The 14,613-nt window shown below is 57.2% G+C and carries 20 protein-coding genes; 17 read left to right on the forward strand and 3 right to left on the reverse strand.

The window, feature by feature from the left end:
* Positions 1 to 124: 124 nt before the first annotated feature.
* From HKD46_RS10845 to HKD46_RS10905, 13 genes are all read left to right on the forward strand, one after another.
* A complete protein-coding gene (locus tag HKD46_RS10845) occupies positions 125 to 787 on the forward strand; it encodes a hypothetical protein (RefSeq protein ID WP_114523068.1) in 663 nt (220 codons plus the stop codon).
* A gap of 1,238 nt (positions 788 to 2,025) precedes the next feature.
* Positions 2,026 to 2,790: an Arc family DNA-binding protein gene (locus HKD46_RS10850; protein WP_114523065.1), complete on the forward strand. Its 765-nt coding sequence runs from the start codon at positions 2,026 to 2,028 to the stop codon at positions 2,788 to 2,790.
* Positions 2,791 to 3,532: 742 nt separating this feature from the next.
* The gene (locus HKD46_RS10855) at positions 3,533 to 3,826 is read left to right on the forward strand and encodes a hypothetical protein (RefSeq protein WP_114523064.1); all 294 of its coding nucleotides are present in this window, start codon (positions 3,533 to 3,535) and stop codon (positions 3,824 to 3,826) included.
* Between the two features lie 12 nt (positions 3,827 to 3,838).
* Positions 3,839 to 4,399, forward strand: coding sequence for a hypothetical protein (locus tag HKD46_RS10860; RefSeq protein ID WP_114523063.1), 561 nt, complete (start codon positions 3,839 to 3,841; stop codon positions 4,397 to 4,399).
* A gap of 45 nt (positions 4,400 to 4,444) precedes the next feature.
* A complete protein-coding gene (locus HKD46_RS10865) occupies positions 4,445 to 4,633 on the forward strand; it encodes a hypothetical protein (protein WP_114523062.1) in 189 nt (62 codons plus the stop codon).
* Between the two features lie 61 nt (positions 4,634 to 4,694).
* Positions 4,695 to 4,964 (forward strand): hypothetical protein, encoded by a 270-nt coding sequence (locus tag HKD46_RS10870; protein WP_114523061.1) that lies wholly within the window; start codon positions 4,695 to 4,697, stop codon positions 4,962 to 4,964.
* Between the two features lie 49 nt (positions 4,965 to 5,013).
* Positions 5,014 to 5,379 (forward strand): hypothetical protein, encoded by a 366-nt coding sequence (locus HKD46_RS10875; protein ID WP_173418144.1) that lies wholly within the window; start codon positions 5,014 to 5,016, stop codon positions 5,377 to 5,379.
* A gap of 21 nt (positions 5,380 to 5,400) precedes the next feature.
* Positions 5,401 to 5,583: a hypothetical protein gene (locus tag HKD46_RS10880; protein WP_114523060.1), complete on the forward strand. Its 183-nt coding sequence runs from the start codon at positions 5,401 to 5,403 to the stop codon at positions 5,581 to 5,583.
* 17 nt (positions 5,584 to 5,600) lie between these two features.
* On the forward strand, positions 5,601 to 5,885 hold the full coding sequence (locus HKD46_RS10885) for a hypothetical protein (RefSeq protein WP_114523059.1): 285 nt from the start codon (positions 5,601 to 5,603) through the stop codon (positions 5,883 to 5,885).
* Positions 5,886 to 5,948: 63 nt separating this feature from the next.
* The gene (locus HKD46_RS10890; protein ID WP_114523058.1) at positions 5,949 to 6,461 is read left to right on the forward strand and encodes a hypothetical protein; all 513 of its coding nucleotides are present in this window, start codon (positions 5,949 to 5,951) and stop codon (positions 6,459 to 6,461) included.
* Between the two features lie 32 nt (positions 6,462 to 6,493).
* Complete coding sequence (locus HKD46_RS10895) at positions 6,494 to 6,757, forward strand: hypothetical protein (RefSeq protein ID WP_235673824.1); 264 nt, start codon at positions 6,494 to 6,496, stop codon at positions 6,755 to 6,757.
* 633 nt (positions 6,758 to 7,390) lie between these two features.
* Entirely contained in the window at positions 7,391 to 7,723 is a 333-nt protein-coding gene (locus HKD46_RS10900; protein WP_114523057.1) for a hypothetical protein, read from the forward strand.
* Positions 7,724 to 7,938: 215 nt separating this feature from the next.
* The gene (locus tag HKD46_RS10905) at positions 7,939 to 8,829 is read left to right on the forward strand and encodes a DNA replication terminus site-binding protein (protein ID WP_114523056.1); all 891 of its coding nucleotides are present in this window, start codon (positions 7,939 to 7,941) and stop codon (positions 8,827 to 8,829) included.
* Between the two features lie 2 nt (positions 8,830 to 8,831).
* Here HKD46_RS10905 and HKD46_RS10910 read toward each other — a convergent pair whose 3' ends face one another.
* Complete coding sequence (locus HKD46_RS10910; protein WP_171865426.1) at positions 8,832 to 9,863, reverse strand: hypothetical protein; 1,032 nt, start codon at positions 9,861 to 9,863, stop codon at positions 8,832 to 8,834.
* Positions 9,864 to 9,995: 132 nt separating this feature from the next.
* Positions 9,996 to 10,289 (reverse strand): hypothetical protein, encoded by a 294-nt coding sequence (locus HKD46_RS10915; protein WP_171865427.1) that lies wholly within the window; start codon positions 10,287 to 10,289, stop codon positions 9,996 to 9,998.
* Positions 10,290 to 10,423: 134 nt separating this feature from the next.
* Between HKD46_RS10915 and HKD46_RS10920 the strand changes: the two genes are divergently transcribed.
* Genes HKD46_RS10920 through HKD46_RS10935 form a run of 4 tightly spaced genes read left to right on the forward strand, consistent with a single transcriptional unit; the run spans position 10,424 to position 12,477 of the window.
* Entirely contained in the window at positions 10,424 to 11,476 is a 1,053-nt protein-coding gene (locus HKD46_RS10920; RefSeq protein WP_171865428.1) for a hypothetical protein, read from the forward strand.
* A 46-nt stretch (positions 11,477 to 11,522) separates the two neighbouring features.
* Positions 11,523 to 12,014: a hypothetical protein gene (locus tag HKD46_RS10925; RefSeq protein ID WP_171865429.1), complete on the forward strand. Its 492-nt coding sequence runs from the start codon at positions 11,523 to 11,525 to the stop codon at positions 12,012 to 12,014.
* 39 nt (positions 12,015 to 12,053) lie between these two features.
* Positions 12,054 to 12,224, forward strand: a complete 171-nt coding sequence (locus HKD46_RS10930) for a hypothetical protein (RefSeq protein WP_171865430.1) — start codon at positions 12,054 to 12,056, stop codon at positions 12,222 to 12,224.
* Positions 12,225 to 12,270: 46 nt separating this feature from the next.
* The gene (locus HKD46_RS10935) at positions 12,271 to 12,477 is read left to right on the forward strand and encodes a hypothetical protein (RefSeq protein WP_147273896.1); all 207 of its coding nucleotides are present in this window, start codon (positions 12,271 to 12,273) and stop codon (positions 12,475 to 12,477) included.
* Between the two features lie 67 nt (positions 12,478 to 12,544).
* On the opposite strand, the gene HKD46_RS10940 is transcribed toward HKD46_RS10935, so the two are convergent.
* A complete protein-coding gene (locus HKD46_RS10940; RefSeq protein ID WP_114522791.1) occupies positions 12,545 to 14,116 on the reverse strand; it encodes an EAL domain-containing protein in 1,572 nt (523 codons plus the stop codon).
* Positions 14,117 to 14,613: the final 497 nt, after the last annotated feature.

A 14,613-nucleotide genomic window follows, 5' to 3' on the forward strand; every position in this document is an offset into this window, starting at 1 on the left:
TTTTGATCACTCTCTTTGCCAGTGCAGCTATGCCCCATCACGCCGTGATATGGCTTGTTTTTTGGATCAGCGGTTTCGCATAATGCGTCAGGGCAACCATATGCCCACACATGAAAGGGATTTTATGAGGCAGAGCAAGTTGCTCACCTGTCTTCACGAAGGCAGGCCGGTGCGCTTTACCCATGTCCGTGGCGAAGTCTTCGTGTCGCGTGCTGACTTTATCGCAACGGCTCACGCCTGCTTCACGGACAAGCAGCAAGGCGAACTGCTGGTGAGGCGCTGCTTCACCATGGCGGGATACGACTATGACTTTCGGGTGGCACAACTCGGGGAGAGCGAAATCGGCCCTGCAATCCACCACCTCACTCTGAGCGACCTCACCAGTACGCTTCAGCAGATCTGGCGCTCCCACCACCCTGATGACCCTGAGCACGACGCTATCAAAGCGCGGCTGACCAAACTGCATGGGGAGCTGAAAGTGGCCGTGTGGGAGTCCGTGAGCCACTTTGCCATCTCAACCTCTGCGTTGATCTCCTCCATCGAACGGCGGCCAACCCGTGAGAGGGTTCGCTTGCCGGTGAAAGTATCCCAGCAAAACGGGTTGCTACACGCCACCTGCCAGAAGATTGGCCTTTCGCTTAAGGCTGCCCACAAAGGCTCTCTGGAGGCCGCCGTCTGGGATTGCCTCCCGTCCCTGCTGGAAAGTCACGACTCCGATCTCACCCCAAGCAGAGTGACGCTGGCGTTTCACTACGATGAGGAGCTGGTGGACGATCACCACCACTAGCGGCTCCTTTAAGGACAGCCACCAGCACGCGCCAAAAACCGGTCAAAATGCCCCTAAAAAACTCGGTGTGAAACAGTGAAATACCCCTTGCGCGATTGACTGTTAAAGGTAAACTACTGTAATACAGCCTGTGCCAGAGAAGAGGGTTAGGGATGCAGTTTATTACCGATGTGAAACCCGGCGAATGTGAGATCCTGACGCCTTCTTTGGTGCATAAACCGCTACTGGTCGTAGACAGCTGGAATGGCGCACACGTACTGATGCAGTTCGCCCCACCTCCTGCGGGATGGACTCACGACGCCCTGTGCGCCCTCGACATCCACGTAGACCAGATCGCAGATGCCTTCCTTGGAAAGGAGTGGGTCGGGTCAACGGAGATTTAGCACCATGCCACAGGTCATAATTGACGGGATTGAGTACGTGCCACGCGCTGCCTTTGAGCGCCTGACACCACCGGAAGACGACTAAGCTCACCCGAGCGGGTGAAGAACAGTGACAGAGGGGAAATGCGATGATCGAGGTGCAAGAACTTATCGGTTGTGAGGGAGCGTTGCGGGACGACTTTGAGTGCATAATGTCACAACACCACTACGCACTTGAACGCAACCAGCACGGCGAGTACACCCATGAAGCCGTCAATAACATGTGGATTGGCTTCTGCCTAGCCAGTGCTCACCGGTCAGCGCCGCACATTCAGGAACCGGACGATCCCAGTGAGTTCCCCTGTTGAATCCCAGAAAATCTGTGTTATGGTTTAGTTGAACCAAACGCAGCCGGACACTATGCGAGCCGGATCGGACTGACAGGAAGTGGGACTTGAGCCTGTCAGACTTAAACAGAGGGACGTTCGGGAGGTATTCCGGCAGCGGCTAGACCCTATTCCCACCAGCCAATGCGAAAGACCTTGAAGGCCAGCTGTTTCAGCTGGCTTTCTCGTTTTCACCACCCGCCCCAAACACCCCGTTCTCCGTGTCCGGCCCGCCGCTTGCTCGATGTCCGTGGACTACAACAGCTTGCCACAGGCAACCAGCACCACGATTCACCGAGGTGTCCTGGTAGTCCTCCGGCGTGCCACCCCTGTCGGCTTACCTCTCCTCGGGCTGTTTCCTGCTTGCCCGTCCGGCAAGGACTGTGATCGAGGCAGAACACTCTTCAAAGTGACCCCAAAGTGACCCTTGCGCGAATGCTGCTGCCTGTTACATTGCACCGAGCGGGTGGACACGAGACAGGGATAACAAATGAGTAATGACGCACTGGAAACAGAGGGTGCATCTGGGCAGGCGGAAAACTTTAATCTGCGCATTGCGAATGCCTTAAAAGGACTGCTAGAGCATAGAGCGGCGGAAAAGGGCTTAAGCCTGAACAAAGAGATTATCTTGCGCCTGCGCCTTACCCAGCAACAGGATGAACAGGGCTATGGCGAGATGGCAAAGCTCTGGTTTCAACAGTCTATCGGCTTTAACGAACGGATTGATAAGCTCAGGCGAAAGACGCAGTTCAAACTACGCTTGCCAGCCGACCTGAAGGATTACCTCGACAAAACCGCCACGGTAAATGGATTCAGCCTCAATCAGGAGATTGCCTTCCGGTTGGAGTGGACTAAGCATCAGGACGAACAAATCAGTGCTCCTGAGTCTATTGCCACAAACAAGGTTGAGGTTTGTCAGCCAGCGAGTCATGAGTCGCCGCCAACACAGAGCTCACGCCACAAAAGCGTCCAATTCAACCTGCGCATAACTGAAGCCATGAAAGCGTATTTGACCAGCGAAGCTGCCTCCCATGGCCAGAGCGTGAATCAAGAGATCAACGAAAGGCTCGACCTGAGCAAGCTGCCCTACGCGCAATACCATAGCAAGCGGGAGAAGGTAGCCCACGACGAGGCCGCAGCCCTGCGCCTGTTGCATCTGGCGCAATCTCACTGGGGCTTGAGTGAAGAAGTCAAAGCCGACCTGCGCACCGTAGCGATGGCGGCGCTGGAGCTTAGTCGCGGGCTCAGAGACTAGCGACACCCACCGGGTGAAACCTGCCATCCACGTCCTGCAAGGACAGCAGGCCACCCGGCCACGTCTTCAGACCGGCACAGAAGCAGGTGCCCCCCATCCCAGCAGCAGCTCGCACGCCCGGAGCTCACCCGGTTCTTCCGGGTTACCGTCCTTGGCGGAAATCCACAGCGCCTGAGGCCGGCGCACGCGCGGTGACCTGGTAGCCACCGCCCCACCACCAGCATCTCGAACACCCATCGTTCTGGCTGGAGCGCATCAGCTCCCACTCAAAGTCCACCGAGGAAAACTCCCCCCCCCCTCGCGCCGGTTTGCCGCCGGGCTGGAGCCGGGCCGCCGGTACTCCGCCCGCAGTCATTGAGCAGGCCGGACATCCATCACCCGCCTGCCCCGTCTCGCCGCACCCGAGCTGGCCAGTCCCGCGTCATCGAACACGTCCACCGGTCGCAGGCGCTCATCGTCCTTAGTGGACAGCAGCCAGAAAGCACGCGACGCGCACCTGGCAGTCGCAACTGTCGGCTCGGCTATGACCTGTCCCAAATCGGGTTTGCCCCGAGCGTCATCCCTTCCGGAGAGCAGCAGTAGAAGTAGGAATAAAGAAGAGTCGAAGAGGAAAACCGAGCCGATCTACCCATAATGCCGATTGACCAATAACAGTAAATTTATTTTGCTCAGGGGGGTTTACAGGCGTGGGTGTATTACATACCATGGATTTACCGTTAAAGGTCAATCGCAGGTGATTAGGATGACTCGACACACAGAAGTAAATAACGCCAATGACGTCTGTCTGGAACGCGCTCGCCGCTTCTCCTACGAGCTGATGGATGTGGCGGAGACCTATACCGGCCTTGCCATCCAGTATGGCCCACAAGCCTTAAGCCTGTGCCTCTATCTGCAACAAAGTCTGCTCGATGAGCAGGTGGGTGGGGTTGACCTTTACGGGTATAACGACCTCGCCTGTACCGGCTTCATGGCGATCCTCAATGAGATGCCATCGCATGAAGAGTGGTTGTCATACGTCATCACCGATAACCAATAACGGAGCCGCAAGATGACCACCCACATAGAGCACGATCAGTTCGTAGATGAATCCATCAGCAAGGCGCACCTCGCCGCTGGTGGTTGGGAGATGGAGGGCTTCAATCACGGCAACCCGCTCCACTCTCACATGTTCTATCTGCGTGACTATCGCACCCAGCGCACCCAATTGTTCTGCGTCTCGCAAGACGATTGGTACGAGTTCGTGCCTCACCAGTTCACCTTTGATATGGCAACGGCTTGCCTTGCTCATCTGATGCTGAAGTTTGAGGAAGGGTCATTGGAGGCCAAGGAGGAAGCCACCTTAGTTGCTGCCCTGAAGGTCTACGCCAAGGGCACAGGTTGCTATCGCGTGTGGTGTCAGACCGCAAAGGGCAGTGACCGCCTGCATTTTCTCGTGAACATCTACCCCGAAACGGGCGACGACGGCCTGCTGCGCCCCTTCATCTGCCGGTCACCCGACATTGTGATGCACAACAGCGAAGTGTTGCGAGCCACCAGCGAGGCCCGCAAGCAGGACGAGCTACGTCACCCCGAGTGGTTCAAGCGCAAAAAGATCGGCGGTCGCCGCTAGGTAGCGCCCCGCTCCACCACGCACCGCATTGAGGAGATCAGAGAGATGAGAATCGCCATCGAGCAGGTCAAGCAAGGCCATCAGATTGAGCTCTGGTTTGGGAGTCGGGCGCAAACGGTGGAGGTAAACAAGATCACCGAGCAGCGCACGTATCGGACGTTCTCCTTCAACTACTGCGGCGGGGTGTTGGAAATGCACGCCCCCCGAGGCCACACCATCAACCGCGTGAACTGATCACGCTGGCCGGTGTGCAAGCCGGACAACAAGCCAACCCATCACAGACGAGGAAGCACCCATGAAACAGCATCTCTTTGCAGCCATTACCGAGCTCAACGGCGAGTGCGAGTACACCACCAGCATTCTGGTGTGCTGCGACAAAGACGCCGATCTGAATGAATTGGCCGACACCATCGCCAGCGACTGGCGCGGTGAAGCCGAGTTCTGCGAGCAGGAAGGGGTTTACATGGGCGCTGACGGGTGCGCCGTGGCCCTGCCCGAGCTGCGCCCTGTCACCGACGAGGAGGCGCAAGTGATGGGCAAATACCTGGTGACGCTGGGCTACTAAGCCCGGCCGTAAAAGTCCTGCAACCACACTGAACCCAACGGAGCCGACCATGAGCCACCAAACCGACGCCAGCCTGACCCTGAAACACCCGATCCAGCCCCTGTATATCGACCAGAGCGGCCTTGCCCGCTTCAAGGAAAACGCCATCGTCGTACACCTCCTCGATAACGGGGGTATCGACATGAACGCACTCGCTTGTCTGGATTTCACCCAATCAGATCGCGAGCAGTTCGCGGAGCTGATCGGTTACAGCTTGCGGGGTTTTTCCGAGCTCAGCTATGTCACTGATGAAACCCTTAATGCCGCCGTCGCCATGATCGAAAAGGACGAGAAGATCTTCCACATGGAGCAGGAGATCTGGCGGTTGAACTCCCAGCTCGACGCCCTGACCAAGCCCCAACAGCCAACTGCCTAACTTCCACCGAGGACACCGACCATGGCTACCCCTGTCATCGCCCTGCGGCTGGATCCTGAGCTCAAGGCCCGCGCCCTGGCTCATGCCAAGGCTTTGGATTGCACCTTCTCCGACCTGCTGCGCGTGGCACTGGAGCAGTTTCTGACGACGCTGCCGCCGTTGCCGGTCATGCCTGACGACGAGCTGCCCTCCTCGGTGAGCTGATTTCTTAAGGGGATACGATGGAACACAAAGAACTGGTGGCCCTGCTGGGTACCCTGCCGGTCAAGGCGAACACCCTGACCGCTCTGGAAGAAACCCTCGACCACATGCTCACAACGACCAAGGAGCGAGCTGGCTGGATACACATGTCGGCCCTGTGCAGCACGTTAAATACGCTTGAGAGCGAGGGCATCATCAGCGCTGAGCAGAAGGCTGCCGTTGACTGCGAAATCATCGCGCTCTGGCATGTGCGAGCACGAGCCTTCGTGATCAGCCGCCTTAACGCAACGAACGCGGCCAGTTGAGCGCCATCCAGTAGACCCGGCCAATCTTCCGACAAGCCCGCACCGATAACGTAAGGGGACATGATGCAAAACCACGACAAGCCTACCCTGCCCGTCAAGCCCGCCATGATGCTGGACGAGAACGGTCATTATTGCTGGGCAACTCCCAGAACGTCGCCAGAAGAGGGCCTGACGCTCGTGATGAACGTGTGCCATCTGAGCGACACACCAGAGAGTGGGATAGAAACCCTCGTCATTACCCTTACAGCGGGTGAGATCGCCCGAATCAAGCATCTGGCAGCCGTGGCAAAGACTGAAGATCTTGAGTCAGTGACGAAGTGGATCTATCACGGCGACTGGAGCGGGGTGTCCTATGCCGACCTGGCCTACGAAGATGTCCCCCCGGATGACTGCGTGAAGGCGGTCATTGCGGAGGCCGAGAAAGTGGATCAAGAGAAAATCCACGTATCACGTAAGGACTTCCACTTCAGCGCCCTGCCCAAGATCAACGACCACCAGAACCTGATGTTTACGCTGCCGGTTGCCTTGTCTGTGCTGGACAGCGACGTGGCCATGGTAGATCTCACCGAGTGGTAAGCCCGGCTCATTGAACCTGTTGGAGAAGAGATATGGAACACAACGAAGCGATTGAGTGTCTGCGCCAGCACGTCCGTGAGTTCGTCGAGTTGGAGGTAAATGCGCGGCTGGATGAATACCTGCACAAGATGGATCGCAACGGCCAGCTCAAGTTCAACGATTGGGACGGAGTGCATCTGTCCCTGCCCCGCGCCGTCACCACCGCGATTCTGGAAGAGGCCGCCGAGCGGGTCATCTGGTCATTCGAGCGACCCAAGCACCTGCGCCAAGTTAACGCCCTGCGCCGGTTCCTGTGACCCACCCACTCAAGACGCTCACCGTGGATAGGAAGGTGACCCGATGGCGGGTTACCTCGTAACGACTGGAGATCCGTTATGCCCACTACTGCACCGAAGCCCGCTCGCAAGCCAAGCCGTACCTCCCTCATCACCGAGCGGTTGATGGCTGACTTCGCAAATTGTCAAAGATTTTCCCTGCCCTGCCGCTTCTCTGTCGGACGATACACCGGCTACAGCGCGGGGGTAGTGGGTGCCCTTCAACGCCGAGGCTACGTCGTGGTCAAGGTGCGGGGCAGCCAGTACGAGATCACCGGCCATCAGAGCGAGAGCGAGGCAGCTAACCCCCCAGGGCAATTAACTTGCCGTTGTCTTTCACGGACGGCCAGTTCCCGGCCGTAGGCGTCATCACCTGCAAGAAGCTCGGCGGGTACGCGAAATCCATGAGTGGCACCATCAGGGCGTCTGAGATCCGGCAAGGACAATCAAGGTGATAACCTCGCCCTGTCGGTGGTCACCTGGAGGAGACCCAACGGCCAAACTCGAACTTGATGTGCATCAAGAAATGCAATTCCCTTCAAGCTCAATAATCCGGTTAAATATACCAACCGCCAACAGCCATAGCTGGTTCATCAGGCATTTGAGGAGCACGACATGAAAGACATGAATGAGTTCGAAGGAGATGTGGAACTGCTCGTAAACGGCACTGAAACTTTGTTCATTGATGGCTCAAACTTGGCAAAGGTGCATAGTAGTAAATTCCAATCGGTCTTCAAGAACGAGGACGAAGTCGAGACTGAAAGTGGTATAAAAATCAATGCGGAAGTCGTGCTTGATGGCGATGGTAACGAATATAAGCAAGATTTCTATAGTCCCACGCCTGGTGTCACCGTAGAGGTGATCTCCAATACCCTAACCAGGATCGACCCCAGTAGCCTGGATGAGGAAAACGAGTTCCAAGAGGGGGATGAATACGATTTCGATTGATAAAGGGGGCCAGAGGCCCCTGTTTGTATCTGGCAGGCAACGAGGTGATCGAGCTTCTTAATTCAACATCGGCTCCTCGTGTTAAGTGACAGCCCATTGTCCATAACGGACGCCAGCCCCGCTTAAGCCGAATATACCTGTACGCCTATACAGCTCTTTTCCCCCTCCTGTGATAACCTGTGGGTACTTGACGGACTGACAGGACACCCCGACCGATGGACACCTTTACTCCGATAGCCGCCCTGCGAGACCGGATGCACCAGCTGGAAGCCACCCTGACTGAGCTGGGCGAAATGCTGAGCCAGATGCCATTGCAGGAGGCCCACGTCTTCCCCTTGCCGCCCGTGGCACAAGGTGAGGAGCACGACCCCATCGAGCACATCGAAGTCGGGTATCTCTCGGGGAGCGATGCACTGGAAGCCACGCTGGCGGCTTACCGCGACCACACCATGCGACCCGGTTGCTCCACCAAGGCGACCATGCGCCTGCCCGGCCTGCTGCGGTTCCCGTCGTCCTGCGCGGATTCCATGCGCCCACTGGTCATGGCCATCAACGATCACAAGCTGGCGTTCAAGGAGCTGGTGCAGCAGGCGGGCAGCCGGGATCAGAAATTCGAGCTGGTTCACCTCGCCCTGCCCGGCACCATCACCTTGCAGGTCTACCGGCAGATCTCAATGCTCGAAGGCGAGCTCTTTTCGATGGGCTTCACCTGGGCAGACAAGCAGAGTATCAAGCGCGTCACCCGCGAGCAGGTGTTAGCCATGCTGGAGGTCAGCCGGGGCTACTGTCCGGGGCTATCGACCAAGGAAGAGTGGAACAGCTTGATCGACAGGGAGGTGAACGATGTCCGCCGAGTACCGGCAGATGTGGAGCTCCGCATCCGGCGGCCGGTCAAGACCCACCCCATGATCAACCTGCTCTGGTCTGACAGGGAGCCGCGCAAACAGCAGCTCAAGGCGAGCCTGCCCCTGCTGGTCTGCTCCGATAAGCCGATCAATGTATCGCCGCTATGCAATTACCCGACCAATGGGCGCAAGCCGCGCAGTGACCGCAAGATAGGCGCTGTGCCCCTCATCGAGAGAATGCACCTCTACACCTATCAGTGAGGTCACCATAGCTCCCAATCGCGATAGGCGGTTTCGGGTTCCTCCGGTAAGCAATCAACGACATCTACTGTATGAACACTGAGCGCATTCCAGAGATCTCGATATTCATCTCCGGTATAAATTTCGAGGTCGTCTAGCAATTTCACCAGATTACGCTTTCCGATTATTTTCACTCCGACCATATCAGAGGTGACATACTGCTCGATGGTATCAAGACTGTATTCATTGCCGCTTTCCGAGACGATGACGACGTCAGAGGTCAATTCCTGCCAGTCACAATTAAAATACTGGGTTGGCTCACTGGGCAGCTGTAATTGCTCCGCCAGAGCGCGTTGCTCTTTCAAAAAGGTCTCATACCCATTCTTGGTGTAAATCAGCTCATTTCGTAGAAATACTTTAAAGGCAGCAAGGGATTCGAACTTTGGCTTCTTTTTTCCTGATGGAATGCCGGATCGATTTGCCTCATCCTGTGCGTCAGCATCATCCTGAGTTTGTGGCTCGTCCTCATTGTCCTCTTCTAGGTTTGACTCACTGAGCAAGCCGTGGCCTGGGCGTTCCGAGAGGTGGTCGATGATCTTGTATCCGGAGACAGTCTCTAAATTGAGGATGGCGAGGTGCTTGTCTGACAGCTGGTCAATCTTGACCAAGCCAAAGCCGATGCGGTCCAGCAGCCTCGTAAACTTGGCATCAGCCAGCTTTAGGCTCTCAAGGGTATTCGTCATGTTATCGCGGCACTCGCTGACCAGATCGCCCTTGTAGCGTTCAAGCAGCGCTTCCTTGCAGAAGTAAAAGCGTGATGGGAAGTCAGGCAACAGTTTGTCCGACAAGGACTGATTGCACTCCTTGCACAACAAAACCAAAATGAAGCGGATATTATCGTTTCTCGCAAACAGCTGTGCCGTGGTAATAGCCGGGCAATGGTCCCATTCCAGATCTGTAGATACACCGCAGCACTGGCACACTTCATCTTTCATGACCGGATAATTCTTTTTATATAAGTGGCCGTATATCTGCATTGCTTGCTTGCGTTTCATTCTCTTGCCTTCAATTTAATATCTGCGCGTAACCTTCCTTAGAGCAATGGGCACCTATATCCGTGATCGGTGCATCTTCAATTGAGTTCTGCGTTGTCACGCCGCTCAGGGTTGGCGTCGAGTCGTTCGCCCCTACCCCTGACGGTGACTTACCTCATCGGGTTCCAGGCCGTGAGCGTCCGCCATGGACACCGGGGGCACATAGTATTCGACCCCCCCAGTCTGTGCCAGGCGGGTTCGTCTGACCTGGGCATCGAGCGTTTCCCGCACCCATTGCGACCGGGTTTTCCCCTCAAGCGCGGCGGTCATATCGTAATCGTCCACCTGCTGGGCGGTGATCTGCACAGCGCCCAAGCGCTCGGTGCGCCTGTCGCTGGGATCTTTGAAAGGCGCTCCGCGCGCGCGTTTTGGCTGGGTATCGTTCATGGGCGAATTATTACACCTGTATTAATTGACTACAAGATCGGATGGAGTAGAATTAATACACCTGTATTAAATCAATTTTTGAGCAGCGCCGAGGTGTGATGATGCAGCAACCCACTCCCCACACAGAGACCATCGTGAAGACCCTCATTGTGAAGAAGAGAGGTAAACGGTATTTCGACTGCCTCTTGGGCGGGCACAAGGCGAAGCTGGTCATCAATGAAGTGAGCGATGGGCTGGCCCTCGACACCGTGGCCAAGATGCAGCTCAAAGACCTCTCCAAGACCACCCGCTTCGGGACGACCCTGACATTTGAGGCTGTAGCCATCGAAAGCGAGCGGGATGGCAAGAAGATGTATCTCGCTGCGAAGAAGAAAAATGAGGCGATCCGCTGGCTGAAGTACGCCGAGGACGATGTGAGGGAAGGCAGCTACACCACCAATGCCATGAGCAAGGCCATCTTCTTCTGTCAGCCGTATCCCGAGCTCTGCGAGCGGGTGAAGGCGATGGAAGCCAAGGGCTGGGCCAATGCGCAAGCGGCCAATGAGCGCAAGACTGCCCGCAAGTTGGAACGGGAGGCCGCAAGCGCCGCAGCCTGCCAAGCGCTCGATGAGCGCCGTCGCAACCGGTGCCTGTTCCCGCTCAACGCCCTGCCCCCCTTTGATACTCCGATAGAGGTTGGCAAGGCCGTGCGCGTCTACACCGACATGGGTGAGAGCTTCCGCATCAGCGACGATCATCCCTCTGTGTGGGGCTCATACCTGCTGGGGCACGAAGGTGAACGCGGGGCCTATTGCTATTATCGCAACGCGACCAACGATGAGATCGTTGAATTGACCTTGGCCGAACAGCGTGAAGATGAGCGCAAGGCCGAACGGATGGCCGTCAAGGTCAGGGTGGGCGGGTTGATAGAGCGGATCAAGCATGAAGGGGAGCACCCGGACGGCTGGCACCAGCCCGAGGGCGAGCGCCTGTTCGATACCCAGAACGTCAACGGCGGAGGCCACTGGTTTGTCTTGTCCAGGGACGAAATTTGGTTCGTCATGAATAATGGCCGGGACGGGGATAACTGGAGCCGCAACAACGTCACCACTGGCGGGGCTGGGGCCATTGGCTGGCGCATTCCCTATGACGAGGCGGTGGCTTGTGAACTGCGCGAGCTGGCGCAACAGACAGCAGCCCTCGCCTAAGCTACTGGGCGCGTCTGAGCGCCCTGCCCAACCTTCGGAGGTCATCATGCAGCATTCCACCTCGACAGCTCCACAGGCGGTGTCTGAGGCCGTCTGGTATCACATCCAGCAACGCTTTGATGCTCATTGGCAGTTCTTGCCAAAGGGCGAGTATCCCACTGCCGATGACGCTGTTGCGGTTGTGCAGCGCCTTGAGCGGGTTAAGGGCTGGCGAGATCTGCGCGTCGTCGCGCTGCCGGTGCCCGTCCTTGGTGGACAGCAGGGCGATGTCGATTACCCCGTCGTCCACACCGGGCTGCGCTGGGATGATCCCACCATCCAGATAGGGCTGGACGGCGATGGCTACACCATCCTGAGCAACCGCAACATCATGGTACGGGTAGACCGCGCCCATAGCGCCGCTGACGTGGAATGGCACCGCCGCGACAATGGGGTGTTCCAGTGGCAGCTCACGCCCTATGAGAGCGCCGACGTGCGCCACCTGAGCGACCTGTCGCTGTTTACCAAGATCGGCGCGTGGATAGATAACCAGAGTTAAGCCAAAGGCTCATCAATCCGGTGAGCGAGGAGAAAAGCAATGCAACTGTATGTTGTGCTCAATAACGAGCGTGAAGACCGAGATGCAGCAGGGATTTATGAAGCGATCTTCTCCACCCCTGAGCTAGCCCGCGCCTACATCAACCGATTCAGCGTTGATGACCAATGGCGATTTGAGATCCGGGCCGTGGAGCTGGACGGTGAGGTGTGAGGCTGGGTTGGGTACCCGCATCATTAGCAAGTTGAGAGGTAGCAAGATGGCTTACGGAGAGCACACCACGGCGTACCAGCTGCTGGCGGCGAACGCGACGCAGAGTCAAATCGAGGCAAAGGGGCAGTACAAGCGTGATGATGAACTCGGCACCGTCACCTTCCCTGACGGGTCGCGGATCGCACTGAGAAAATTCGGCAACCATCAGGCGTATCTGGCGAGCGGCTGGAACATCACCCCGACCAACCGGTGAGGGTTGAGCCCCCTCACCCAAAGACCGGCTCACCGGAAGGGAACACGCTCCGTTCTAGGGTCGTCCCTCACGCAGTGGCTTCCACCAGCTCCTGAAGCTCCTCAATTTCCCTGCCGGACTCTATCAAATAGTCCTGGCAGAAGGTGGCTACCGGCAGGGGGCGACTGTAGAGGTACCCTTGCAGCATCTGCACTCCGCGATCCCGCAGGTAACTGGCCTGCTCTTGGGTCTCCACCCCTTCTGCGACAATCGACAGCCCCATGGACTTGGCCATGTCGATCACCCCGTCTACCAGCCCCACACAAGCGGCCTTCTTCGGTGAGCCGATCAAGCTCACGAACGCCTTATCAATCTTCAAGGTGTGGACCTTGAACGCCAGCAGGTAGGAAAGGCTGCTGTGGCCTGTGCCGAAATCATCTATGGCCAGCTCGACCCCCATCTCTTCTAGCTCTTCAAACAACTCATGGGAATGCTGATCATCGAGCAAAATTTGCCGCTCGGTCAGTTCCAGCACCAGCTTCACGGCACCGGGCTTGAAGGCTTTGAGGAATTGGCGGCAGTCACGCAGCAGCGCGTTATCTTGGCAGTGACTGGCACTGATGTTGATGCCAATGTGCAGACCGTGCAGGTTTGGGTGCCCAGCCAACTGAACAGCCACCTCCTCCATCAGCATGTGGGTCATGGCGGGGATCATCCCGTAGTCTTCCATTTGCGGGATGAACTGGTCAGGGGGGATCATCACCCCTCCGGGCTGTTGCCAGCGGGCCAACAGTTCCACCCCGGCCAACTGAGTACCATCCGACGACATGATGGGTTGGAGGTAGGGGATGATCTCCTTCTTGCGCAGCGCACGGAGCAGCTTTTTGCGTTGGGAACGTGGCTGACCGAGCAGCTGGTGGACCGTCACGGACAATACCAGTGACAGGAGCATCAGCGCCTCGAACAGAATTTTTCGGTACTGCCAGATGTCGCCCCAGGACACCGGCCCAATGATGGCGGCGTGCAGCTTCAGCGGGTAGAGCTTGGAGTTGATGGTGATGGGTGCCATCTGGTGGTTAAAGGGGGAAGTGACTAACACTCGCCCCTGACTGTCGAGCCACTGGTCGCCAATCTGCAACCAGGTGCTGACTTCCTTATCGAGCAGACCCAGAATGAAGCGCAGCGCCGTGCCGTTCAGGCTGGTGACCACGGCCTCATTCTCCATGTCAGAGCGGATCAACAGCATCGACTGCAACATCTGATTATCTGAGCGCCCATCGACCAGCGCCAGCCGGTTATCGACGTAGGTGATGCTGTTATCACGGATGGCGGTGTTACCGTAGAGGGACGAGCAGTAGATGACCTCATCGCGCAGCAGATTGATTGAGCGGACAAAGGGCTCTTTCCCGGCAATCAGACGCATCGCAGTTGAAGCATCACTGCAAGGACGGAGCAAGAGAGGGAGTAAGGTGAGGTTGTTGTGCTCGGCTGTCAGGATCAGATCGTCGAGGATGGCGACCGACTCCGAGGCGGCCCGTTCAATGCGCCGGTGCAACTCATCCTGATAGGAATCTTTCGCCAGCCACACGCCTGCTAATTGTGGCAGCACGAAGACCAGTAATGCACACCCTACGCGGGTGAACGGTCGATGTAACTCCATGAATATGCGCGACGTCCCTACGGCTCATGGGCTTTGCGCTCATTTATAACACCTAATTTAAACGCCATCACATGAATCTTTCACGCCGACACAAGTATTCGACACCGTGTTAAATATTCATCATTGTTGGAAATAACTGCGTCGCCAGTTCAAGCCCAGCCGTCGCATTGTCCGTCATGGACGACAGCGGTACTTACGAGCCGGTGGCGTGTGGAGCTCCCGCGCGGCTCCCTGGCGCGACGCCGATCGGGAACCGGGTAATACCAGGAAAGGGCGTTCTCAACGTCCTTCGAGTACAAGCAGGTGCTGCACCGACCAGGTTGACAACCGAGCTCCTGGCATTGACCCCGGTGCGACGCGGGTCGTCGGCCGGGCCTGACAGGGAAACGGGCCGCTCAATGTCCGCGGACCACGGCAACCTGCCCCGTCGTAACCCCCAGGGCAGACGACGGGACTGCGCACACCCGGTGCAATCTCGCTGACCTGGCGGCTGAAGT

Origin of the sequence: Aeromonas sp. TW 6, from assembly GCF_013168745.1 — a bacterium.
Classification (GTDB): domain Bacteria; phylum Pseudomonadota; class Gammaproteobacteria; order Enterobacterales; family Aeromonadaceae; genus Aeromonas; species Aeromonas caviae.